The organism is Swaminathania salitolerans (genome assembly GCF_007988945.1).
Lineage (GTDB): Bacteria > Pseudomonadota > Alphaproteobacteria > Acetobacterales > Acetobacteraceae > Swaminathania > Swaminathania salitolerans.
Window position 1 is genome coordinate 89,733 of sequence record NZ_BJVC01000006.1, and the last position, 23,335, is coordinate 113,067.

At 63.9% G+C, this 23,335-nt stretch carries 22 protein-coding genes; 6 read left to right on the plus strand and 16 right to left on the minus strand.

All coding sequences use genetic code 11. From position 1 onward, the window contains the following. Positions 1-9 precede the first annotated feature (9 nt). Genes tatC through SSA02_RS11545 form a run of 7 tightly spaced genes read right to left on the minus strand, consistent with a single transcriptional unit; the run spans position 10 to position 7,072 of the window. Positions 10-789 carry a twin-arginine translocase subunit TatC gene (gene tatC, locus SSA02_RS11515; protein ID WP_147094228.1) on the minus strand — a complete coding sequence of 260 codons (780 nt, stop codon included), beginning with the start codon at positions 787-789 and terminating at the stop codon, positions 10-12. After that, on the minus strand, positions 786-1,406 hold the full coding sequence (gene tatB, locus SSA02_RS11520) for a Sec-independent protein translocase protein TatB (protein ID WP_147094229.1): 621 nt from the start codon (positions 1,404-1,406) through the stop codon (positions 786-788). Before tatB ends, tatC begins: the two co-directional genes overlap by 4 nt. Beyond that, entirely contained in the window at positions 1,399-2,013 is a 615-nt protein-coding gene (gene scpB / locus SSA02_RS11525) for an SMC-Scp complex subunit ScpB (protein WP_246103880.1), read from the minus strand. Before scpB ends, tatB begins: the two co-directional genes overlap by 8 nt. After that, on the minus strand, positions 2,010-2,780 hold the full coding sequence (locus SSA02_RS11530; protein ID WP_246103881.1) for a segregation and condensation protein A: 771 nt from the start codon (positions 2,778-2,780) through the stop codon (positions 2,010-2,012). Before SSA02_RS11530 ends, scpB begins: the two co-directional genes overlap by 4 nt. 35 nt (positions 2,781-2,815) lie before the next feature. Further along, entirely contained in the window at positions 2,816-4,006 is a 1,191-nt protein-coding gene (locus SSA02_RS11535; RefSeq protein ID WP_147094231.1) for an SPOR domain-containing protein, read from the minus strand. After that, complete coding sequence (argS, locus tag SSA02_RS11540; RefSeq protein WP_147094232.1) at positions 4,003-5,808, minus strand: arginine--tRNA ligase; 1,806 nt, start codon at positions 5,806-5,808, stop codon at positions 4,003-4,005. Before argS ends, SSA02_RS11535 begins: the two co-directional genes overlap by 4 nt. Before the next feature lie 40 nt (positions 5,809-5,848). Next, positions 5,849-7,072: a deoxyguanosinetriphosphate triphosphohydrolase gene (locus SSA02_RS11545; RefSeq protein ID WP_147094233.1), complete on the minus strand. Its 1,224-nt coding sequence runs from the start codon at positions 7,070-7,072 to the stop codon at positions 5,849-5,851. A gap of 58 nt (positions 7,073-7,130) precedes the next feature. Here SSA02_RS11545 and SSA02_RS11550 point away from each other — a divergent pair, with 58 nt between their 5' ends. Both SSA02_RS11550 and xth read left to right on the plus strand, forming a co-directional pair. Further along, positions 7,131-7,514, plus strand: coding sequence for a HesB/IscA family protein (locus SSA02_RS11550; RefSeq protein WP_246103882.1), 384 nt, complete (start codon positions 7,131-7,133; stop codon positions 7,512-7,514). Next, positions 7,511-8,278, plus strand: a complete 768-nt coding sequence (xth, locus tag SSA02_RS11555; protein WP_147094234.1) for an exodeoxyribonuclease III — start codon at positions 7,511-7,513, stop codon at positions 8,276-8,278. Before SSA02_RS11550 ends, xth begins: the two co-directional genes overlap by 4 nt. A 13-nt stretch (positions 8,279-8,291) precedes the next feature. Here xth and SSA02_RS11560 read toward each other — a convergent pair whose 3' ends face one another. The 4 genes from SSA02_RS11560 to SSA02_RS11570 form a co-directional block, all read right to left on the minus strand. Next, positions 8,292-9,542 (minus strand): APC family permease, encoded by a 1,251-nt coding sequence (locus tag SSA02_RS11560; protein WP_147094235.1) that lies wholly within the window; start codon positions 9,540-9,542, stop codon positions 8,292-8,294. Further along, entirely contained in the window at positions 9,539-10,282 is a 744-nt protein-coding gene (locus tag SSA02_RS11565; RefSeq protein WP_147094236.1) for a YqcI/YcgG family protein, read from the minus strand. Before SSA02_RS11565 ends, SSA02_RS11560 begins: the two co-directional genes overlap by 4 nt. A gap of 191 nt (positions 10,283-10,473) precedes the next feature. Then, on the minus strand, positions 10,474-10,620 hold the full coding sequence (locus SSA02_RS12770) for a hypothetical protein (protein WP_186807776.1): 147 nt from the start codon (positions 10,618-10,620) through the stop codon (positions 10,474-10,476). A 23-nt stretch (positions 10,621-10,643) separates the two neighbouring features. After that, positions 10,644-12,041 (minus strand): aminotransferase-like domain-containing protein, encoded by a 1,398-nt coding sequence (locus SSA02_RS11570; protein ID WP_147094237.1) that lies wholly within the window; start codon positions 12,039-12,041, stop codon positions 10,644-10,646. A gap of 122 nt (positions 12,042-12,163) precedes the next feature. On the opposite strand from SSA02_RS11570, the gene SSA02_RS11575 reads away from it, so the two are divergent. After that, complete coding sequence (locus SSA02_RS11575; RefSeq protein WP_147094238.1) at positions 12,164-12,595, plus strand: UrcA family protein; 432 nt, start codon at positions 12,164-12,166, stop codon at positions 12,593-12,595. A gap of 2 nt (positions 12,596-12,597) precedes the next feature. Then, complete coding sequence (locus SSA02_RS11580) at positions 12,598-13,461, plus strand: PhzF family phenazine biosynthesis protein (RefSeq protein ID WP_147094239.1); 864 nt, start codon at positions 12,598-12,600, stop codon at positions 13,459-13,461. Positions 13,462-13,633: 172 nt separating this feature from the next. Here SSA02_RS11580 and SSA02_RS11585 read toward each other — a convergent pair whose 3' ends face one another. The 5 genes from SSA02_RS11585 to SSA02_RS11605 form a co-directional block, all read right to left on the minus strand. Then, positions 13,634-14,671 (minus strand): EipB family protein, encoded by a 1,038-nt coding sequence (locus tag SSA02_RS11585; protein WP_147094240.1) that lies wholly within the window; start codon positions 14,669-14,671, stop codon positions 13,634-13,636. Next, positions 14,652-16,478, minus strand: a complete 1,827-nt coding sequence (gene aspS, locus SSA02_RS11590) for an aspartate--tRNA ligase (RefSeq protein WP_147094241.1) — start codon at positions 16,476-16,478, stop codon at positions 14,652-14,654. Before aspS ends, SSA02_RS11585 begins: the two co-directional genes overlap by 20 nt. Positions 16,479-16,565: 87 nt before the next feature. Continuing rightward, complete coding sequence (locus SSA02_RS11595) at positions 16,566-18,083, minus strand: FAD-dependent oxidoreductase (RefSeq protein WP_186807777.1); 1,518 nt, start codon at positions 18,081-18,083, stop codon at positions 16,566-16,568. 250 nt (positions 18,084-18,333) lie between these two features. Next, positions 18,334-19,125, minus strand: coding sequence for a 5'/3'-nucleotidase SurE (gene surE, locus SSA02_RS11600; protein ID WP_147094243.1), 792 nt, complete (start codon positions 19,123-19,125; stop codon positions 18,334-18,336). Between the two features lie 264 nt (positions 19,126-19,389). Then, the gene (locus tag SSA02_RS11605; protein ID WP_147094244.1) at positions 19,390-20,145 is read right to left on the minus strand and encodes a DUF2076 domain-containing protein; all 756 of its coding nucleotides are present in this window, start codon (positions 20,143-20,145) and stop codon (positions 19,390-19,392) included. Between the two features lie 220 nt (positions 20,146-20,365). Between SSA02_RS11605 and SSA02_RS11610 the strand changes: the two genes are divergently transcribed. Together SSA02_RS11610 and glyS are read left to right on the plus strand one after the other, a co-directional pair. Further along, positions 20,366-21,253, plus strand: a complete 888-nt coding sequence (locus tag SSA02_RS11610) for a glycine--tRNA ligase subunit alpha (RefSeq protein ID WP_147094245.1) — start codon at positions 20,366-20,368, stop codon at positions 21,251-21,253. Then, complete coding sequence (gene glyS, locus SSA02_RS11615; protein ID WP_147094246.1) at positions 21,253-23,334, plus strand: glycine--tRNA ligase subunit beta; 2,082 nt, start codon at positions 21,253-21,255, stop codon at positions 23,332-23,334. Before SSA02_RS11610 ends, glyS begins: the two co-directional genes overlap by 1 nt. The last annotated feature ends 1 nt before the right edge of the window (position 23,335 follow it).

A 23,335-nucleotide genomic window follows, 5' to 3' on the forward strand; every position in this document is an offset into this window, starting at 1 on the left:
CCTACCAGATCAGTCGAGGCTCGCAGGGCGCGGTTCCGCGAACCGGGCCGTGACGATCGAGATCTCATACAGAAAGATCAGCGGCACGGCGAGACCCACCTGGGTAATCACATCCGGTGGCGCCAGTACGGCGGCGATCACGAAAGCTCCGACAATGGCATAGCGACGGAACTTCCGAAGCCCTGCGGATGTGACGATGCCGACCCTGGCCAGCAGGGTCAGGACCACGGGCAGTTCGAAAGCGACACCGAAGGCCAGGATGAGCTTCATGACCAGAGAGAGATAATCGGAGACTTTCGCCTGCAGCTCGATATGCATGCCGTGGCTGCCGGCCGGCGCGGTCTGGAAAGAGAGAAAGAACCGCCACGCGATCGGAAAGATGAAATAATAGGCGAGCGTCGCCCCGACGAGAAACAGGATGGGGGTTGCGATCAGAAACGGCGCGAAAGCCCGTTTCTCGTTCCGGTACAGCCCCGGCGCGATGAAGATCCAGGCCTGCATCGCGATGATCGGGAAGGACAGGAAGGCGGCGCCGAAGAACGCGACCCGCACATAGGTGAAAAACGCCTCCGAAAGAGCCGTGTAGATGAGATGCGGCTCTTCTCCCTGCTGGCGCATGATCCGCGCCAGAGGATCGGCAAGGAAGAGATAGATCTGTTCCGAGAAATGATAGCAGACGAGAAAGGCGACGATGAAAGCCGCAAGAGACCAGATCAGGCGCTTGCGCAGTTCGATCAGATGATCGAGCAGCGGCATGGCCTTGTCGTCGATGGAATTGTCGTTGCTCATGGCGTTTCGATGTCAGTCCGGCTCGGAGAAGCGGCCGCGCGCGTTTCCACGGGAAGATCGATCCCGACGCGACGCCCGTGATGGATGACCCTTAGGGGCGGGATGATGGCGGGTGCATGCCAGCTGCTCCGCTCCCGCTCGAGACGGCGGGCGCTTGTCGGGGGCAGGATTGCAGGCCCCCTGGCGGCCTCCTCTTGCGCATGGAGGTCCGGATCTCCACCCATCTCCTCGCCCTGCCCGGAAGGAGCGCGCGGATCGTGGGATATGCCCGGCCCGTGATGCGGCAGGATGGGGGCCGTTCCGTGCGCAGGGGAGGAAAGCGAGGGAGGCGGCGAGAAATCGAGACTCCGGCTGATCGTCTGGTCCGAGTCGATCGTGCGCGCTATGCGATCGCGGAAGTCGAAACGCTTGAGGTCGCGCAGATGCTCGCGCGCCTCTCCCAGATCCGCCTCACGCACCATCTCGTCCACATGGCCCTGGAACTCGCTCGCCATGCGTCTCACGGCTTTGATCGCGCGGCTCACGCCGCGTATGGCCATGGGCATGTCTTTCGGCCCGATGAAAATCAGGGCCACGACGACGATCAGCGCGATCTCCGACCAGCTCAGGTCAAACATGATCGCTCTCCGGCTCGGGTCTGGCAGGATCCTGCGGCATGGTGCCTCTCTGCTGCGTTGTTATGCGCCTGTCGCCCCCTGCCCCATCCGGATCGAGAAGAAGCTCGTCGCGCCGCGGCAGGGACTGGAGATCGCGCAGGCCGAACCGCGCGAGAAAGGCCGGAGACGTTCCCCACAGAACCGGACGACCCGGAACCTCCTTTCGGCCTTTCGGAACGATCAGGGCGTCCTCAATCAGGGCATCGAGGACGGTCTGGCTCAGCGAGACGCCCCGGATGCTCTCGATATCGGCACGGGTGCAGGGCTGATGATAGGCCACGATCGCAAGGGTTTCCATAGCGGAACGACTGAGACGGCGGGGCTTTTCGATCACCCGCGTCAGAGCAGGGGCGAATTCGGCACGTGTCCGGAACTGCCATCCTCTGGCGACATTGACGAGTTCCACGGCATGTCCCTCGTAACGGGCCTCGATACGCCCGAGCATGACCTCGAGCTCGTGCTCCTCGCCGCCCTGTCCGACCAGGAACTGCCTGAGTGCGTTGTCTCCCACGGGTTCGGTACTGGCAAAGATCAGGCCTTCGACGAGATGCGACAGATCGTTCATCATTCCTCTTCTTTTTGCGATGCCCGAAGGAGGATATCGGCAAAACATGCGTCCTGACGGAGCTCGACGACGCCGGTTTTCGCCATTTCGAGACCGGCCACGAGCGCGCTCGCCATTGCGGCAGCCCGCGCCCGGGGCGATTCCGCATCGCGCGCGGGCAGCAGGATGGCCAGACGCTGCCACCCCGCCACCTCGCTCGTGTTGAGAAGGCGCTGCAATGCCGAGACCGCCTCGCTGACCGTCCAGTATCGTGGCCGGGGTGGCGCGTAGAAGCGCCGTCGTCCCTTGCGGCGCATCATGGCGAGATAGGCCCCGATCAGACCGGGCAGATCGACCCTGAGTCCCGTCCGGTCGATACGGGTCATATCCTCTGCGCATCCCCGCGCAAAGACATCCGCACCGAGGCACGGCCTGTCATCGAGCCAGGCGGCAAGCGCGCGGATCGCGTCGAGCTCCCTCAGGCGTTCCTGCAGAAGTCCGGCCGCCTGTTCCGCCTCGTTATCCGGTTCGGCCTCGGCCGGGAGAAGCAACCGGGATTTGAGCCAGGTCAGCCATGCCGCCATCACGAGCCAGTCGGCAGCCAGTTCGAGCCGCACCCGATGGGCGCGCTCGACGAAGGCGAGATACTGCTCGACGATCTGCAGGATAGAAATCCGGGCGAGATCGACCTTCTGGGCTCTGGCGAGATCCAGAAGCAGATCGAGCGGCCCCTCGAAACCCGACAGCGTGAGATGCGGGACGACGATCCCGTCATCCGCGCCTGTCATCATCGAATCGGCCGGACCAGCCCCGTCCCCCATATCGGTCAGAAAACAGCCGGTGTGCAGGCGATCGAGCGTGCATGCAGTCGCACGCAGAACGCTCTGGCGGCCTGAAGACTGTCGAAACCGCCCAGACGCAGACGATAGAAGTTCCTGCCATTGATGACCTTGTGCTCGATCACCGGAGAGCGGCCGGACAGGAGATCGCCAGCCTGTCTGGACAGACGCGACCATGTCGCCCTGGCATCCGCTTCGCTTCCCAGCGCGGCGAGCTGGATCATATGCCCGCCGGACTGGCCCGCGGGAGACTGGGCCCGTGAAGTCTGGGCCTGAGACGACCGATCCTGAGACGACCGATCCTGAGAAGATCGGGGCGCGGCGCGCGAAGCCGCATCCGGATCCGTCATCCGTGACGGAGCCTTGCCGCCGGATGTCGAGCCGTCCGGTCCTGCTGCACCGGAATGCGGCTCCTCCGGATCGGCCTCTCTTGCGGGCGCCGGGGGCGTTGTAACGCCGGAAGACTGGCGTCCGGAAGACATCTCCGCAGTGGGTGCGTCCGATACGGGACCGGTTCCGGCCTCCCCGGCAGTCCCGGAACCAGCGCCGGGCGTTCCGGCGGGCTGAGGACCGGAAGACGGCATATCGGGCGCTGCCGTTTCTCCCGCACGCGAAGGCGCGCCCTGCGCGGGCTGGCCATTCGCCGCCTGCCGTGCGGCCAGCGCTTCCGGACGCGGCTGTTCCGGCGCAGGGGCGAGATGCGCCTCGCCATGGCCTGTGACATCGAGATCCGTCCCATCGGCCATGATCTGCATCCCGCCCGGATCGGCCGGACGATCCCGGACTGCACCGGGCGGCGGCCCTATGACCGGAATGCCGTGCGACCGCGCGCCGAACAGCGACCAGCCACCCACCCCGAGAACCAGCACGGCACCCAGCCCGGCGGCACCATAGACGAGCTTGCGGGTCATGGCATCCGAACCGAGCAGGGCGGAAAGACCCGCGCTTTCCTTGCGGCGACGGAACACGGGCTCGTCGTCGTAATCCGCGCTCATGCGTTCACGGGCGCGAGAGGCGCGCGGCGGCGCCTCGCCTCCCCCCGGACCGGGCGACAGGCGGGTATCCGTAAAGCGCGGATCCGCCGATCTGCGGTCGCTTCCGCGTGCCGTCGAACGCTCCCGGTCCCGGGCGTCGTCCGTCGGCTGTCCGTCGCGCCAGTCAGGCGTGTCGTCGTTCATCGCATCTCCTCAACCGGTTCGACGCCGAGAATGGCCAGCCCGCAGCGCAACACGCTGGCGACAGACGCCACCAGCGCGAGTTTGGCCAGGCTCGCGGCGCGGTCGTTCTCATGCAGGAAGCGCAGCGTCGTCTCTTCGCGTCCCCGGTTCCACAAGGCGTGGAAATCTGCCGCCAGCTCGCCGCAGTAATAGGCGATCCGGTGCGGCTCGCGCGCCTGGGCCGCCCCCTCGACCACACGCGGAAAGGTGGAGAGACGACGCAGCACCGCAAGCTCGATATCCGAGTCCAGACGGGACAGATCGGCGCCGAGCAACGTCGCCTCGTCGGTCGCATCGGCGCCGAACAGCGCCTCGGCGCTCCGCATGACCGAACGGCAACGGGCATGCGCATACTGGACGTAGAAGACCGGATTATCGCGCGTCTGGGCGACCACGGCATCCAGATCGAAATCCATTTGCGCATCGGCCTTGCGGGTGAGCATCGTGAACCGCACGGCATCGCGCCCGACTTCGTCCAGCAGATCGCGCAGGGTCACGAAAGTCCCCGCGCGCTTGGACATGCGCACGGGCTCGCCGCCCTTCATGATACGCACGATCTGGCACATGACGACCTCGAACCCGGTCTTGCCGTCGGTCAGCGCGCTGACCGCCGCCCGCATACGCGACACATAGCCGCCGTGATCGGCACCGAGCACATCGATCAGCACATCGGCCTTTTCGGCCTTCCTGGCGTGATAGCCGATATCGTTGGCGAAATAGGTGTTGCTTCCATCCGACTTGCGCAGGGCGCGATCGACATCGTCCCCGAATGCGGTGGAACGGAACAGGGTCTGCGGACGCGGCTCCCAGTCCTCCGGGGTTTTCCCCTTGGGCGGCTCGAGCACGCCTTCGTAGAGCAGCCCTCTGGCTTCGAGCGCCTCGATCGCATCGTTCACGCGCCCGCTGGCCAAAGTCTCGGCCTCGGACGCGAAAACCTCGTGATGGATGCCCAGAGCCGCGAGATCGGTCCGGATCTCTTCCATCATCGCCCTGAGCGTGGCGCTGCGCACGATTTCGAACCAGACGGAAGGATCGGTGGCCTGCCCGTCCGGACCGGCCAGCGTCCTGCCGTGCTCCGCCGCGAGCGCCTGACCGATGGGGATGAGATAATCGCCCTGGTATTGCAGCCCGGTCGGCGTCAGCGCGGCGAAAGCCTCTGTATCCACCTCCGTACCGATGGCCTGCAGATATCGCCAGTAAGCGGCCCAGGTCAGGGCGATGACCTGCGCCCCGGCATCGTTGATGTAATATTCCTTCGTGACCGCGTGGCCCGTCTTCGCCAGAAGATTGGCCAGAGCATCTCCGACGACGGCGCCGCGGCAATGCCCGACATGCATCGGCCCCGTCGGATTGGCCGAGACATACTCCACATTGACCCGTCTGCCCGCCCCCATGAGCGACTCGCCATAGCGCGGCCCCGCAGCGATGGCGGCTCGTGCGACGGATTGCAGCACGTCGGGGCTCAGGGTGATGTTCACGAAACCGGGCCCGGCTGCTTCCGCCCGGTCGACACCGGGCAGAGCCGAGAGGAGCGGCACGAGATCCGCTGCGATATCGGCCGGGCGACGGCGCGCGAATTTCGAGGCGAGGAGCGCCGCATTCGTAGCCATGTCGCCATGGGCAGGATCGCGGGCGGGAGTCACTTCGACACGCGCAGCGATCTCGTCGGGAAGATCGGCCACGACAGCGCGCAACGCATCGCGTACCCGGGCCTGGTAGCGGGCGAAAAGGCAGTCTGTGGTGGGCTCGGTGGTATCGGACATTGAAAGCCTTGCGTTCGTGACGTGATTCCTGCTGCCTGTATCAACCGAGCATGGAGAGTTCCGTCAACCGCCGATGTTCATCCATGGCGAAACGATCGGTCATTCCCGCGATGTAATCGGCCACCACGCGACGACGTTCCCTGTCATCGGCCGCTTTCGCCCGCTCGCGCCAGCCATCGGGCAGCAGGCTCGGATCCTCCGACAATATTCCGAAAACCTCGCTCGTCGCCAAGCGTGCCTTCCGGGTCATGCGGTTCACCTTCCAGTGACGATACATCCGGGCATAGAGGAACTTGCGGATTTCCTTGTTGTCGCGCGCGATCGTCTCGCTGAACGCCACCACGGGCCGGGGGGCATGACGGATATCGTCCGCAGATTTGGGGCGAAGTGCCTCGATATTGGCGCGCGTCTGGCGGGTGAGATCGGTGACGAGCACATTGATCACCTGACGGATGGTTTCATGCCGGATCCGTCGCTCCCGGTCGTATCGCTCGCCCAGCCCCGCATTCGCTCCCTCTCCGCCCCCCTTCGCGCTTTCCGTTGGGCCTCCCCTTCGGGCACCTTCCATGGCCCGGCGCAGCGCCTCGCCGACGATGGGCAGCCCTGCGATATCGTCGAATTCGAGCAGCCCCGCACGCAACCCGTCATCCAGATCGTGGCCGTGATAGGCGATATCGTCCGAAAGCGCCGCCACCTGGGCCTCGGCCGAGGCGTAGCTCTCGAGCGCAAGTGGGTGGCGTGCATCGTATTCGAGCAGATAGGGGGTCGGACGCCTGACGGGGCCATTATGCTTGGCAAGCCCCTCGAGTGTCTCCCAGGTGAGATTGAGCCCGTCGAAATCGTGGTAACGCCCCTCCAGATGGGTCACGAGACGGAGCGACTGGGTATTATGGTCGAATCCGCCCCAGTCCTTCATGCACAGTTTCAGCGCATCCTCACCCGCATGTCCGAAGGGCGTGTGACCGAGATCGTGCGCAAGCGCGAGCGCCTCGGTCAGATCCTCGTCGAGACGGAGCTGACGGGCCACGGAGCGCGCGATCTGGGCGACCTCCAGAGAATGCGTAAGGCGGGTCCGGAAAAAATCGCCTTCATGATTGATGAAGACCTGCGTCTTGTACTGAAGCGTACGAAATCCGGCCGAATGGATGACGCGATCGCGGTCGCGCTGCCAGGGCGAACGGGACGGCGCGTCGTCTTCGGCATGAAGGCGGCCTCTCGCCGTCTCCAGGCGTACGGCATAAGGGGCGACATCCTGGCTGATCATCGGGTTTCTCCACTTCGCACGCTTTGAGAGCCTGCCTTCGCGCATTATATGGAAAAACATGAGCCAGACCACGCCCCCTTCCGTCGCAGCGCCCGGGATGCCTGTCCCGGGACGCTTCTCCGTTTCCTCCGGTGCCGCCGCGCGAATCGCCGAGATCGTCGCGCAGCAACCGCAGCCGGAAGGGCTGGCCCTGCGGGTCTCGGTGCTCGCTGGCGGATGCAACGGCTTTCAGTACCAGTTCAAGCTGGAGACGGAACGCGCCGATGACGACACGATCATCGAGCGCGACGGGGCGACCGTACTCGTCGATCCCGTGAGCCTCGATCTGCTCGAAGGCGCGGAGCTGGAATTCGTCGACAAGCTGATGGGCGCGCATTTCACGGTCAGCAACCCCAATGCTGCCTCGTCCTGCGGGTGCGGTACGAGCTTCTCCCTCGCATGAGCTTCACTTTCGCGAGCTGGAACGTCAATTCCATCCGCCAGCGCGAACGGCATGTTCTGGACTGGCTCGACCGCAAGAAGCCGGACCTGCTCTGTTTGCAGGAACTCAAATGCGAGACGGCCCTCTTTCCCCGGAGCTTCGCCGATGCGGGCTATCATCCGGTGGTGGTGGGACAGAAAGCCTATAACGGCGTCGCCATGCTCTCGCGCGATCCGGTCGAGCTCCGCTGCGACAAGCTTCCCGGCTTTGCGCATGACGCGGCGCGCTATGTCGAGATCGGGGTGGCCGGGATGGTGATCGGCAATCTCTATCTGCCCAACGGCAATTCCGGCGGCGCAACCGGCTTTGCCACCAAGCGCGCATTTCTCGACGCTCTCGCCGGTCGGGCACGGTCGCTTCTCGATGAGGAGGAAGACTTCCTGTTCACGGGGGATTTCAATGTCTGCCCCACGGATGAGGATTACGCCCCGGGTGCATTGAGCCCCGACGATGCTCTTCTCCGCCCCGAAAGCCGCGCCGGATGGCGTCGTCTTCTCTGGCTCGGCCTGACCGATGCCCTGCGTGCGGTTGCGCCGTCAGGCCGACATTATACCTATTACGATTACCAGAACGCGGCCTTCCAGCGTAATGCCGGTTTGCGTATCGACCATGCGCTGCTCTCGCCACGCCTTGCCGAGCGTCTCGTCTCGGTCACCCCGGACCGGGACGAACGCGCGAAGGAACAGCCTTCGGATCATGTCCCGCTGGTGGTCACGCTGAGCTGAGAAAAGGTCTCCCTCAACGACCGGGGCGCTTTTTGCGTCCGAGCATGGCCCTCCCTCCGGTTACTGCAAGCGCGAGACCGCTTGCGGTAAGAGGGTAGATTTTCGAGGATCCGGTCGCAAACAGGACGATCAGGATCACGATCAGGGCCAGCGCCGAAACAGCGACCCCGATCACGTCTTGCGCCGAAACCAGCAGGGCAATGGCGCACAGGCCGTAGATAAACAGGAAATTCATACCGGCAGAGGAAATCAACCGGGCGATGTCGATCGAGAAGAACGTTGCTGCTGCAACGATCGTCACCATGATCGCGCCTGTCAGGCTCACCGCCATGACCGGGATGCCATTTCGCTCGTGACGAAGCGCTGCGAGCGGTACGCTGCGCAATATCATGCGCGACACCCCCCACAGAGCGGCAAAGAGATTGGCCCAGACGATGATGACGGCACCCAGGGCCACGACGCGGCTGGCGAAGACCCGATCGCCGACAATATGCGACAGGATGTCGAGAAAAGGATGCGCATTCCAGAAGCCCGGCCCGTTCCCGATCACGACAAAAGCGCAAAGGAGATAGAAAACCGCTGCCAGCCCCCAGGACAGGCCGATGGCCAGCGGGATGTTCCGCGCCGGACTCCGGAACTCCTCCGACATACCGAGGGCGATCTCCCACCCCGCAAAAGAAAAGAATACAAGCGCAAAGGGTGCGAAAGACTGCCGGTCGGGCAGGGATGGCAGAGCAACGAATGCATGATCCAGGCCTGCCAGACCGCACGCCAGCAGGACGATCAGAAAGATCACGACCCCCAGGGAAACCCATGCCCCTATCCGCGCTGCGCCACGCGCCGAGATCATATTGGCGCCGGTCGCCGTTGCAAGAATGACGCAGGCACCGATCCAGGCCGGCAACCCGAAGGCGCCCTGAGCATAATACCCGCCGGTCAGCGCGATCGAGGGCAGACCCAGAATGACCGCGCTGAAGAGAAGGGCCATAGTGACGTTCCCACCCCAGCATCCGAGATTATCCCGGGCGATATGAATCACCCCCCCGCCATGCGGCGACCGCACAGCGAGGAGCGCGAAAACACCCAGAAGCGGCACGACGACGAGCGCCGCGAGAATCCAGCTCCAGATCGACTGTGCCCCGGCGCTTCGCGCGGCAAGACCGGGAATGGACAGCATTCCCGCTCCAAGCACGTTGTTGAGCATCATGCCCGTCCCGCTTACGGGGCCAAGCGTTGGTAGCAGTCTGGTCGAAATAGGGCTCATGCCTCCTCTTTTACATGGAACGGACACTTGTCATATCGTTCTTCATTTACGTCCGACAGACTGTACTGCCACCATTCGATCTCACCCGACTGATAGTGCCCCAACTGATGCGAATAGGGATAGTTGTCATAAGTGTCGATACGCTCCCGAACCACCTCGCGCAGCCTGTGACCCGTAGCGTCGTTTCCTGCCACCACATCGAAACGTTCACGCGGGTTGACGACGAACATGAAATGCGGGCCGAGATTCCGGCTCTTGCGCCGCGTATAGGCCGGTGCGCTCATATTGACGAAAAGCTGCATGCCACCGAAACACCAGCTCCAGTAAGCATTATGCGGGTCACGCGGTATCCCTTCGGGCCATGCGACGCGGTCACGTTCATGCAAAGTCTGCAAGATCCGCCAACCGAGCGCGTGATAGGCCTCGAGCGACGTGCATCCCTCCGTAGCCTCGAGGCTGAAAGCCACGATCAGCGGATGAGCCGTGCTCACATTGCCATCCCAGCCCTTCGAAAGCGCCACGAATTCATAGAGGTCCTCTGCCAGCGCATCGAGAGAGGCTTCGGAAAGATCTTCGACGAAAGCGAATTTGATGAGCTTCCGGCTGAAAGATTTCAGCGAGAAGAGACATGGAAAATCCGAGGGTTCCGACAATCTTTCTGCCAGAGACTGCATGACGACATTGCGCCATCCCGGAAAAGAAACGGACGATTCCAGTACAGATTGATCTATAAGTCCCATTTTAATGCGAATCCACTTCTATAGTTACGATTTTTATTTGTTTTTTAACTGATGATTTGTCAATTACCGAAGAAGATGTTTAACGGTTTTATTTATTAAATGAATTTAATGGGCGTATTACGATAAAAAGTGGCGGCTTACGCGATTTTACCTATAATCTCTGCGTTATTAGGTATTTATAAAAGTAAAGATCAGATCGATTCCTTCTCGATCCAGATCGGAAGAGCGAGAATGCGTCCTCCCGAGGATCCGGACAGAGCCGTCTTACGGGCCGTACGGACCGGAACATCCCAGAACAGCAGATCGTACTCCGCCCAAATCCGGGCCGATCTGCCCATGAAAACCCCGCACGCCGGGGAAATCAGACGATCCCGTCCCGATCCGCTCCCCCGCGTCCCTCGATAACGCCGGCGATGATCTGCAACGCCGCAGCGAGCTCATCACGGCTTCCGGGCGCACCCAGACACAGACGAAGCCCGGTATCGGCCTCGCGCGATACGGCAGACGCTTCCGGCGGGGTCACCTCCACCCCGGCGCGCAGCAGCCGCGCCCTGACACGTTCCGCCTCGAGCGCAGCCATGGGCAGGAAGGCATGAGGCGCACGCGCCGCACCGGGTACGGCCATGAAATCGCCGAGCGCCGCATGCGTCATGGCCCAGCGCATGGAAGCCTCCTCCTGGATTGCGCCTGCCATTGCGCCGATCCTGCCATCCTCGACCCATTGCATGAAGATCAGCGCGCCGAGCGCGGGCGGGCAATAGCCCAAAGCCCTGATCCCGCGAATCAGACGATCTTTCGGCAATGCGGGAGGCAGCGCCAGAAAGGCGAGACGTAATCCGGGACATATCCCCTTGGACAAACTGACGAGATAGAGCGTCCGCTCCGGCGCGAAACACACGATCTGCGGAGGGCGCAGGGAGTAGGCATAATACGCATCGTCCTCGACAATCAGCAGATCCCGCCTGCGGGCGACGTGCGCGATCGCCTCCCGTCTCGCGGGCGACATCGTTCGCGTGGTCGGGTTGTGAATCGTCGGCAGCGTGAACAGCATCCGGCTGCCCGTTTCGAGCGCAGCACGATCGAGCGCTTCGGGACGGATGCCTTCCGCATCCATCTCCAGCCCATGAAGCCTGAGCCCCAGATGATCGGCCGCCACATGCGCGCCGTAAAAAGTGGTCGATTCGCACAGGATCGTATCGCCCGGAGCGCAAAACGACGAAAACGCCAGGGCAATGCCGTGCTGCCCCCCATTGCACTGGATCAGGTTTTCCGCAGCCACTTCCAGGCCATAGCTCTCCCTTATCCAGCGCGCCGCTGCCTCTCTCACGGGCATCAGACCGGTGCCCTGGACATAATGCAACGCCGGATCGAGCGCGCCGCGCTGCTGGAGCTGTATCAGGGCCCGATCGAGTTCCTGCATGAGAGGGACGGGCGGCGGTGTATTGCAACGCAGATCGATCATACCGGGCCTGCCCTGCTGAACGCCCCGCTCCCGCGCCGGTATATCGGGCACCGGGTGAGACACCCCGCGCAGAAAGGTTCCCCGCCCCACATGCGCCACCACCAGACCGCGCCGCTCGGCTTCGACATAGGCCCGCGAGATACTCCCGACGCTGACACCGAGACGGAATGCCAGATCGCGCTGGGGTGGCAGGCGCGTACCCGGGGCGAGGATCCCGCGCCTTGCATCGGACGCGATGGCATGGACGAGACGTTCGTAAAACGGCGCCGGACCGGCTTCGATTTCTGGCTGCCACATGCGCGCTCACACATCCCTGCATTGTAATGGTTCAATATAATGATTGAGATCCATAAATCAGCAGTCAATATAAAACAATCGAATCGACTAGCGTAAATTGAACCAGTACAATCGAGGAAATCATGAGACAGCCCTGTCGAGCGTCCAGCCTGCGACGCTGCGCCCGTAATGCCGTCCGCCCGCGCGCCGGCACTGCATCGACGCTCTGCGTCGTCATCGCCTTTCTGGTCGCAGGGGCGGGCTTCGACACGCGTTGCCACGCGGCTCCCGAGGACGAGGAGGAAGGCGCCGAAGCTCTGACGGTCGCTTATGAGGCAGCCGATCTGACGGATCCTGCACGCGCACGAAAGCTTCTCCGGCGTCTGGACGCGGCGGTACTTCGCGCATGCGGTGCCATGAACGGGATAGGCTTGCCCGTGCGGGACGCCATCGAACGCTCGGAATGCCATCGCATCGGTCTTGCGCGCAGCACCACGTCACTCGAAAGCCCCATACTCACCCGCCTCGCGCAGGATCTGGCCGGGTATTACGGCCTGAAACAGGAAGCTCCCTGATCATGAAACTGTCTTTCCATATGGTCGATGTCTTCGCCACGGATGCGTTCACCGGCAATCCGCTGGCTGTCGTCGCGTGCGCCGACGCACTTTCCGATGGCCAGATGGCGGCCATCGCCAACTGGACCAATCTCAGCGAGACCACCTTTCTGCTCGCTCCGCTCTCCGGGGAGGCCGATTATCGCGTACGTATCTTCACCCCGCAGGAGGAACTGCCTTTTGCAGGCCATCCGACAATCGGGAGCGCCCATGTCTGGCAGACGCTCAATGGCACCGGGAATGGCCCCGGGAATGGCAGCGGGAATGGCGAATATCTCGTGCAGGAGTGCATGTCCGGACTGGTTTCCCTGCGTCGGACGCCCGAGGGGCTGGCGTTTGCGGCGCCACCCAGGCGTCGTTCCGGCCCACCGGACGCTATCGAGCTCGCGCGGGCATGCACCGCCCTGAGGCTACGGCCCGAGGACATAGTGGAGGCACGATGGGCCGATAACGGTCCCGGCTGGCTGGCCCTGCGCCTGAACAGCGGTGCCGACGTTCTTTCCGTTCAACCGGACTGGGCAGCGCTGAGGGGTCAGAAGCTGGGCATCGTCGGGGCGTGGGAAAAAGGGAGCCATCCCTATGGTGCCGCATTCGAGATCAGGGCGTTCATCGGCGAGAATCCCGGCTACGAGGATCCCGTCACGGGGAGCCTGAATGCAAGCATTGCGCAATGGCTGATCGAGGAGGGTCTCGCCCCTGATGCCTATATCGCCGCGCAGGGCAAGGTACTGGGCAGGGCCGGTGCAGTTTCGGTCGAACGGTCGGGCGGTGCGATCTGGATCGGAGGGCGTGCGACGATCCGGGTCACGGGCACGATCGGAATCTGACGAGAGAACGGAACGCTCCCGATCCGTTGCACCCTGTCCCGTTTTGGCGTGTTCCGTTTTGGCGTGCCCCGTTTTGGCCTTCCCCGGGTCGCGGCCTGACTTGGCCTGCACGGAAAACACGCTTTGGGGACTTCCTGCGGGTCACGCGACCGTATTGCTCCGATGCGTTCTCTCAGCGTCCGTCCGGACAGGGGATCGTACGGAGCGAGGTCAGGCTTTCGATCTGTCCCGAAAGGACATAATCGCCGAAATCGATCGTCAGCCGGTCTTCCACCCCGTTGGTCCAGAGACGATCGCCATAGGTCGAATCGGGAAGGAGCGAGTCACCGGCCCCGCTGAAACTCGCAACGGAGACCGGCACGGCGCGCGCTCCGCGGAATAACGGGCTGTCGAAATCCGGCTTCGCCGGTTGAAGCCGTCCGAGCGTCGCGTAGCTGATCGTCGCGCCATCGATGGAAGCGCCGTCGAAGATCTCTGCCCGGACGTGGAGCTTTCCCTTGCGTGCCGCAGAGAGTAACAGGCCGGCGAACTGTAAGGGGAACAGAACCTGAGCCGGAAGGGCGAGAACCCGGGTGTCCGGCAGGGTGAGATGCACGGCGATCCGACCGTCTCTACCGCGCCTGGCCTCCCCGCCAGTCTCGCTGATCGTCTCGTCATTCTCGGTCTGGAGCGTCCGGAACCGGAAGAAGCGGCCTGCCTTGTCCTCGAGCGTGGCCGACTGGAACACGACATGACGCGGAGCGCCATCGCTCCCCGTCACGTCCAGATCGAGTTTCTGGCTGACGGACCAGGACCGGCACAGATCGCGGATCCGGTAGGTGGCCCGCCCACCGGCAGCGGTAAGGACTCCGGCTTTCAGACGTGTCAGATCGAGCCTGTATGTGACCTTGTGGGACAGCAATCCCGGCATGGGGGCCGCTTCCGCCCGCGTCGGCACCGGGGCGGGCGGTGCCGGAACAGTCTGTGCCGGGGCGGTCGGTGCCACGCCCTCCGCATGGGCCATCCGCATCGACAACGCACCGAGCGACGGCGCGCCGACTGGCAACGCGCCCAGCGGCAACATGCCCAATGACAACACGCCCAGCGACATTACGCCGGGCAGGAAAACGCGCTGGCGACCGGGCCCGGAGGCCTCCTCCCTGCGCTTTCCGCCCCGACTGCGTGACACGCCGACCGCGCCGGTCAGAGCCTCATGCGTCCGTCTTGTCATCCTTCTGGCTGCCATCCTTCGCACCCACGGGCCGCGGTTTGGGCGGCAGAACGGCAAGGGACAGCTCCTTCAGACGGGCGGCCTCGACAGGCGCGGGTGCCTCCATCATCAGATCCTCACCGCTCTGGTTGAGCGGGAACAGGATGACCTCCCGGATATTGGGTTCGTCGGCCAGCAGCATGACGATACGATCCACGCCGGGGGCCGATCCGCCATGGGGAGGAGCGCCGTAGCGGAACGCGTTCAGCATGCCGCCGAAACGCGCCTCCACCACATCTTCCCCATAACCGGCAATGGCGAAGGCCTTGATCATGACATCGGGCAGATGGTTGCGGATCGCTCCCGAAGACAGTTCGATTCCGTTACAGACGATATCGTACTGGAACGCCTTGATGGTGAGCGGATCCTGGGTTTCGAGCGCCTCGAGCCCGCCTTGCGGCATGGAGAACGGATTATGGGAGAAATCGATCTGCCCCGTCTCCTCGTTACGCTCGAACATCGGGAAATCGACGATCCAGCAGAAACGGAAGGCATCCTGCTCGATCAGATCGAGCTCCTGCGCGATGCGCGTGCGCACCTGGCCCGAGAATTTCGCGACCGCCTCGCCTTCGCCTGCGGCAAAGAACACGGCATCGCCCGCCTTCAGGCCGCATGCCTCCCGGATCGCCTCGACGCGGTCGGCTTCGAGATTCTTGGCGATCGGCCCCTTGCCGCCATCTTCCTCGAAGATGATGTAGCCAAGCCCGCCAGCACCGGCATCGCGCGCCCAGCTGTTGAGCTTGTCGAAGAAACCGCGCGGACGCGTACCCGCGCCGGGTGCCGGGATGGCACGCACCTCGCCGCCATTGGCGGCGATACGGGCGAACAGGCTAAAGCCGGAACCGGCAAAGGCTTCTGTGACCGTGCTGATCAGCAGCGGGTTGCGCAGATCGGGCTTGTCCGACCCGTAAAGGCGCATCGCCTCGTCATAGGGAATACGACGGAACGGCGCGGTATCGACCTTGCGCCCCTGACCGAACTCGGCGAACAGACCGCTGAGCACGTCCTCGAGCACCGCGAACACGTCCTCCTGCGTGGCGAAGGCCATTTCGAAATCGAGCTGATAGAACTCGCCCGGGCTGCGGTCGGCGCGCGAAGCCTCGTCACGGAAGCACGGCGCGATCTGGAAATAGCGGTCGAACCCCGCCACCATGGCCAGCTGCTTGAACTGCTGCGGTGCCTGGGGCAATGCGTAGAACTTGCCGGGATGCAGACGTGCCGGGACGAGGAAGTCACGCGCGCCTTCCGGAGAGGATGCGGTCAGGATGGGCGTCTGGAATTCGGTAAAGCCATGCCCGATCATGCGCGAACGCATGGACGCGATCACCGCCGAACGCAGGCGGATATTGGCTGCCATCTTCTCGCGTCGCAGATCGAGATAGCGATATTTGAGACGCAGATCCTCGGGATAGTTCTCGCTGCCCGCGACCTGAAAGGGCAGGACGGCCGCATGAGAGCGCACGTCGATGTCTTTCGCGCGCAGCTCGATGGCACCGGTCGGGAGATGCGGGTTGCGCTGCCCCTCCTCGCGCACCACGACCTCGCCCGTGACCGTGATCACGCTCTCGACACGCAGACGCTCGACCGTTTCGAGAAGCGGCGTGCCCGAGGGGATGACGATCTGGGTGATACCCGTCTGATCGCGCAGGTCGATGAAGAGGAGCCCGCCATGATCGCGCTTGCTGTGAACCCAGCCCGACAGACGTGCGGTCTGGCCGGCGTCGCTCTCGCGCAGGGCGCTACAGCTGTGCGTGCGATAGGGATGCATGGGCGTCTTCCTGATTCGTGACTTGCGGGGAGCAGGGGCGAGACCCCCTGCTGATGGAGCGCAGGAAGCCGCTCCACCCCCCTTGTGTCAAGCGTCGTCGAAGGTGACGGCCGCTTTCCCCATTTCCTGCGGCCGCCCGGCTGTCGCGAGAGCGAGGGTTTTCCCCTCGCGGACGAACCGTGCCGTGAAATCGAACCGGTCGAGCGCACCTTCGATCACGACACTCTCATAGGGCTGGGGCCAGCCGAGATATTCGAGCTTGCGATCGTATTGCTGTGTCCAGAACCAGGGCGTGGGCTGCGTCCCTCCCGGGAGGCCGAGCATCGTTCGCGCGGCGATACGGGCCTGACACTGGGCCTGACGCCAATGCTCGATCCGATAACGCTGCCCGTCATGTTCGACGCTCGCGATATCGCCCGCCGCATAGATATCCGGAGCGACACACATGCTCGCATCGACATCGATCCCGCCATTTTCGCTGCGCGGATAGCTGCCGAGATAATCGAGCACCGGTTCCGCGCCCACGCCCACCAGAACGAGCGATGCGCCGATCTCGCTCCCGTCGTCGAGGAGCACCGTGCTGACCTGTCCCTCCCCCCGGAATGCCTCGACACTGGCATCCGGGATGAACGCAACCCCCTTGCTCTCGTGCAGGCTCCGCATCTCGGATCCGATTTCCCTTCCGAGCTGCTTTTCGAAGGGCATTTCGCTCTGGGAAACGACGGTCACGCCCACGCCGCGTTTACGCAGGGCCGCCGCCGCCTCCATGCCGATGAAGCCGGACCCGACCACCACCGCGGTGGCGTTCTCGCTCAGCCCCGCAATGATACCGTGGACATCGGCTGCGCTGCGCAGCACATGCACACCCTCAAGATCCGCGCCCGGTATCGCAAGCGTTTTCGCGCGCGATCCCGAGGCGAGAAGAACATGATCGGCCTGGATCGGCTCGTGGGCGGCAAGGGTGAGAACCCGCTCATCCATGTCGAGTCTGACTACCCGGTCGCGCAGCAATTCCACCCGGTTGCGCTCGTACCATGAAGCCTCTCTCAGCGCGGGCGGAGCCTGATCCTTATCGCCCGAAGCGAGGGTCATCTTGCTCAGGGCCGTGCGGTCGTAGGGTGCCTCTTCCTCAGGGCCGATCAGGACGATCCGCCCTGCATATCCTTCCTCCCGCAACGTGACGGCCGCCGCAATCGCGGCAGCGCCAGCCCCCACCACCGCGACGGTTTCGTATTCGCGCATCGGGAGCGGCGCATCCGCCTTCATCTTCGCATTACCGACGAGAATACGGCCATCGAGGATCTCGACCGGATAACGCGCCAGAGGATCGAGGGCAGGCGGCTCGATCAGACGGCCGCTCTCGGCGGAAAACGTCGCCTTGTGCCAGGGACAGACGAGCTGGACATCGCCATGGCGGGATTTGCAGGCAACACCCTGCTCCATCGGCGCCCCCTTATGGGGACATTTCCCATCGAAGGCCCGGATCGAGGCACCCTGACGATACAGGACCAGCGCCCTGTCTCCGACCGTGACCGGCGTGATGACCTCTTCCTTGAGATCGTCGCATGCCATGACATCGGCCCAGTCGAGATTTTCGTCCCTCATCACCTTTTCCCTCACATCTGGAGTCGGACTGCAATGCAGGAAGCAACGTGAGGGAGAGGCGCGGGTTGTCGCGCCGCACCGGTTTTCATCGGCCTTTTCATCGGCGTTTCCATCGGCATCCGCCAGCAGCGAGAGGAAAAACGGGTCGTTTCCGGCGATTCTGTTTCCGGTTTCCCTGTTCCCGGTGTCCTGGTTTCCGGTGTCTTGCAGTGCCGGTCTTCCTGGGTTTCCCGCAGAGCCCAAGCGCGCGTCACGCGCGGACGTCTTGCCCGAAGCCTGATTCGATACGGCGTCGCAATGTCTCATCCGTACGCCCGAAGGAAAGCGGCGTCACGCTGATACACCCCTGCGCCAGGGCATGGGTTTCCGTGCCGGGGCGATCGGATGACGCATCATGCACGAGAGTCAGCCAGCTATAGGCGAGACCTCTCGCATCCTCCCGTTCCAGAACCGCGACATCCGTCAGCTTGCCCTGGCCCTGCTCCGTCAGACGTACGCCCCGGACATGCTCGGGCGCGATGGCTGGAAAATTCACGTTCAGACAGGAGGGTTCTTCGTCCATGAAGGGCAGAAGGCGGCTCAGAACATCGGGAGCCAGACCGCGCGACGTGGCCCAGGGCACGCTGGACCGGTCGGCGAACGCCTGACTGAGCGCCATTGCCGGAATGCCGAGCAGTTTTGCGGTCATCGCTGCGCCGACCGTTCCGGAAAAGAACGTCTCGACACCCAGATTGGCCCCCTGATTCACACCGGAAAGCAGGAGATCGGGCGAGGACTCCCGCAGGATCTGCCTCACAGCGATAGCAACACAGTCACCCGGCGTGCCCGTGACGGAAAAGCGCCTGGGTCCAAGCTGGCGGATACGCAGCGGATCGTGCAGGCTCAGCGCGTGGGAAATGCCGCTCCGGTCCTGCGAGGGAGCGACAACCCAGACATCGTCGGTGAAGGACCGGGCGATCTCCTCGAGTACCGCCAAACCGGGAGCGTCGATCCCGTCATCATTCGTGAGCAGAATACGCCGCGGGATGCGGATGTCTCGCATGGGTTCCTCCCTTCCTGCCTTTTACGCGCCGCGTTCCTGACAGGATCGGACCTCCCACCGGAACCGGAACCGCGATACGGATCACGACAGGGAAACCGGATTCCCGGACCGGGGCACCGCCACCGGCCTCCTCTTTCTTTCTGCCGTCCCGACATGCGGAAAACATGTCTGGGGCCGCGCGGCCGGAAACGGCGCGGCAAGCCCCTGACCGGGCAGGCGTCGCTCGCCGGGGAGCACCTGCCGCGCCGGTTTTCAGGCAGGTTTCTAGAAGGAGTCGTCGCCCCAACCGCCGCCGGAATCGCCCCAGCCGCCGGCATCGCCGCCGCCGCCCCAGTTATCGGCATCGTAGGACTGGCCGGCATCCTGACCGCCCCCGGCGAAAGGATCGTTTCCGGCCGCATCGCCATAATTGTTGTTGATGACGGTCTCGCCGCTGCCGAATCCGCCAGCCCCGGCACCATGATGACCGGAAAACAGGCTTTCGATCGCATTGGCCGCCAGCATGCCTCCGGCCACACCGGTGGCCGTGGTCAGTGCCGAGCCGAGAAAGCCGGTGCCGCGCTGCTGGAACATGCCGGTGGAATAACCGGGCGGCAGGGTTGCTTGCGGAGGAGGTGCGTAACCGTATCCCTGCTGGGGCTGACCGCCCCATCCCGGTGGTGGAGCCGCCTGCTGCTGCCGGTTTCCGCCGCCGAACAGACCGCCGAAGAGGCCGCCGCTGCCCTGGGGGCGCTGCTGCTGCGCCTGCTGCAACTGGGCCTGTGCCTGCTGAAGCTGGAACTCGAGCTGGCGGATGCGGTTCTGCGCCTCTGCCAGAGCCACTTCCTGCACGACCGCCATCTGTGTCACGCGATAGCGGGCTTCGGGATATTTCTGGAAGTTCTCTGCGATCCAGCGATCGGCTTCCGGGTCGATGGGCGGCAGATTGGCCGGGGCCTGGGAGCCACCGAACCCGCTGCTCGGCGCCCCGCCGACACGGGCGACGAATTGCGAAATGAGATCACGCTCTTGCTGGTTCATGGGGATGACACTCCATCCGGTCGGTATCGATTACAGTGCGTAATGTGGCGAGCGCGGCATGGGCTTGCAAGAGCTTCCTGCAACGCAGCCGGGGCCGGGCCATGCCTGCGAATGGCGGAAACCGGCCCGGCCCGCCCGGGGACGGTTTTTCCCGGGCGGTTTTCTTGTGAGCGGCTGCACGATAGACTGTCGGGATCGAACAAGACCGGAGCCTCGATTCTTGACCCCCTTGCCCGCTGACGGCGACCGTCCCCTTTCCTTCCAGGATCTGATCCTGCGTCTGCACCAGTTCTGGTCGGCTCAGGGCTGCGCCCTGCTCCAGCCCTATGACACCGAACTCGGCGCAGGCACGCTCTCGCCGCACACCACCCTGCGTGCGCTGGGACGCAAGCCCTGGAAGGCCGCCTATGTGCAGCCCTGTCGCCGTCCGTCCGACGGGCGCTATGGCGAGAACCCGAACCGGCTTCAGCACTATTATCAGTATCAGGTGCTGCTGAAGCCGACACCGGAAGACAGCCAGCGCCTCCTTCTGGACAGCTATCGCGCGATCGGCATCGATCCCGGGAAACACGACATACGCTTCGTCGAGGATGACTGGGAGAACCCCACCATCGGCGCATGGGGGCTTGGCTGGGAGGTCTGGTGCGATGGCATGGAAGTCACGCAGTTCACCTATTTCCAGCAGGTCGGCGGCATACCCACCGTCGTCCCCTCCACCGAGCTGACCTATGGTCTGGAACGTCTGGCCATGTATGTCCAGGGCGTCGAGAATGTCTATGACCTCGATTTCAACGGTCAGGGCCTGACCTATGGCGACGTCTTCCTGCGCGCCGAGAGAGATTATTCCCGTCATAATTTCGAGCTGGCCGATACCGAGATGCTGATGCGCCATTTTCGCGATGCAGAGGCGGAATCGGTGCGTCTGGCCGAAGCCGGCGTTGCGCAGCCCGCCTACGACCAATGCGTCAAGGCGAGCCATCTCTTCAATCTGCTCGATTCCCGCGGCGTGATCTCGGTGTCCGAGCGCGCCTCCTATATCGGCCGTGTCCGCACGCTCGCGAAACTCTGCTGCGAAACCTGGCTCGCCGGCGACGAGGAGTCGAACTGATGGCCGAATTCCTTCTCGTCCTCGATTGCGAGGAAATCCCGGCCAGAATGCAGGAGAGTGCCGGGCAGGATCTCGCGCGTCTTGCAAGCGACGCCCTGGCACCCCTCTCCCCCCAGGCCGTTACCGCCTTCTGGGGCGCACGCCGGATCGGCGTGACCATGCAGATCTCGGAAGGGATCGCGGAATCGACGCAAACCGAGCGCGGCCCGCGCGAGAGCGCGCCCGAACAGGCCCTTGCAGGGTTCCTGCGCAAACACGGGGCCGAACGCGAGGCCCTGGTGCTGGAAAACGGTTTCTGGGTGCTCAATCGTACCGTACCGGCAATCGGCGCGGCGCAGCAGATCGCGGCCACCATTCCCGCCCTTCTCTGGCGGTTTCCCTGGCCGAAATCCATGCGCTGGGGCGAGGGAAGCGCGTTCACCTGGGTGAGGCCGCTGCGGCGCGTGATCTGTCTGCTCGACGGGGCTCTCGTGCCGTTCGGTCTCGCCACGGAAAACGACGACGCTCACGGTCTTTGCGCCGGCACGCAGACCGAGGGCCATCGGTTCATGGCTCCGGGCGCTTTCGACGTGACCTCCTATGCGCAGCTCAGAGAGGCGCTGTTTGCACGCAAGGTCGTACTCGACCCGGCGCAACGCCTGTCGATCATCCGCGAGGGTCTTCAGGCCCAGGCCGACAGGGCGGGCCTGACACTCGTTCAGGACGAGAAGCTCGTGGAGGAAGTCTCGGGGCTTGCCGAATGGCCCGTGGCGCTTCTGGGACGGATCGACGACGCCTATATGGATCTGCCGCCCGAGGTGATGCAGGTCTCGATGCGGATCAACCAGCGTTACTTTGCCCTGCGCATGGCAGACGGAAAGGCAGCCCCGCATTTCGCCTTCATCGCCAACATGGAGTTCGCCGATGGCGGCGCGCTCACCATTGCGGGCAATGAGCGCGTCCTGCGGGCGCGATTTGCCGATGCGCGTCATTTCTGGGATCTCGACCGCAAGACGAAACTGGCCGATCGTGTCGGCGCTCTCGACGCCGTGACGTTCCATGCCCGCCTGGGAAGCCAGGGCGCACGGGTGCAGCGCATCGTCGCACTGGCCGGGATCGTGGCCGGGGCGATGGGGCTGGACGCAGCCGCACGGACGCAGGCGCAGCGCGCCGCCTGTCTCGCAAAGGCCGATCTCACCACCGGCATGGTCGGCGAGTTTCCCGAGCTTCAGGGGGTGATGGGGGGATATTATGCCCGTCACGACCATGAAGACGCGGCCGTCTCGGCTGCGGTGGCCGAACATTACATGCCGCGTGGCCTCGGCGACGAAACGCCCCGCGCCCCTGTCTCGGTCGCGGTGGCGCTCGCCGATCGTCTCGATCTGCTTACGGCTTTCTTCGCCATGGGCGAGACGCCCAGCGGCTCGGGCGATCCCTATGCCCTGCGTCGGGCGGCCCTCGGGATCATCCGTATCGTCCGCGACAACGGGCTTCGTCTCGATCTGACGGCGCTGATCGACAGCGCCGCCGAAAACCTGCCCGGAGACCTGTCCGACCAGAAACGCGAGGGCAGCGCCCTTGCAGCCCTGCCGGGCTTCATTGCCGAACGTCTGCGTGTGCAGCTTCGTACCGAGGGCGAACGTCACGACGTTCTGGCGGCCACGCTGGCGGGCGGACTCGATGGCGATCTGGTTCGTCTTCTGGCGCGCACCGCCGCACTGGCGGAGATGATCGATACGGATGACGGGCGCAATCTGCTTGCGGCCAGCAAGCGCGCCGCGAATATACTGCGCATCGAAAATCGCAAGGATGGTCCTCATCAGGGCGAGCCCGATGCCGCGCTCTACACGCAGGAGGAGGAGCATGCCCTCGGTACGGCGCTCGCATCCGCCCGGCGCGAGATCCATGCAGCCCTGATCGAGGAACGCTTTGCCGACGCCATGCGGTCGGCATCCGGTCTGCGCCCGAGCCTCGACGAGTTCTTCGCCGAGGTCACGGTCAACGATCCCGATCCGGCACGACGCCTCAATCGCCTGCGCCTGCTGGCACAAATCGGCGAGACCCTCGCCGAGATCGCGGAGTTCGGCCAGATCGAAGGCTGAT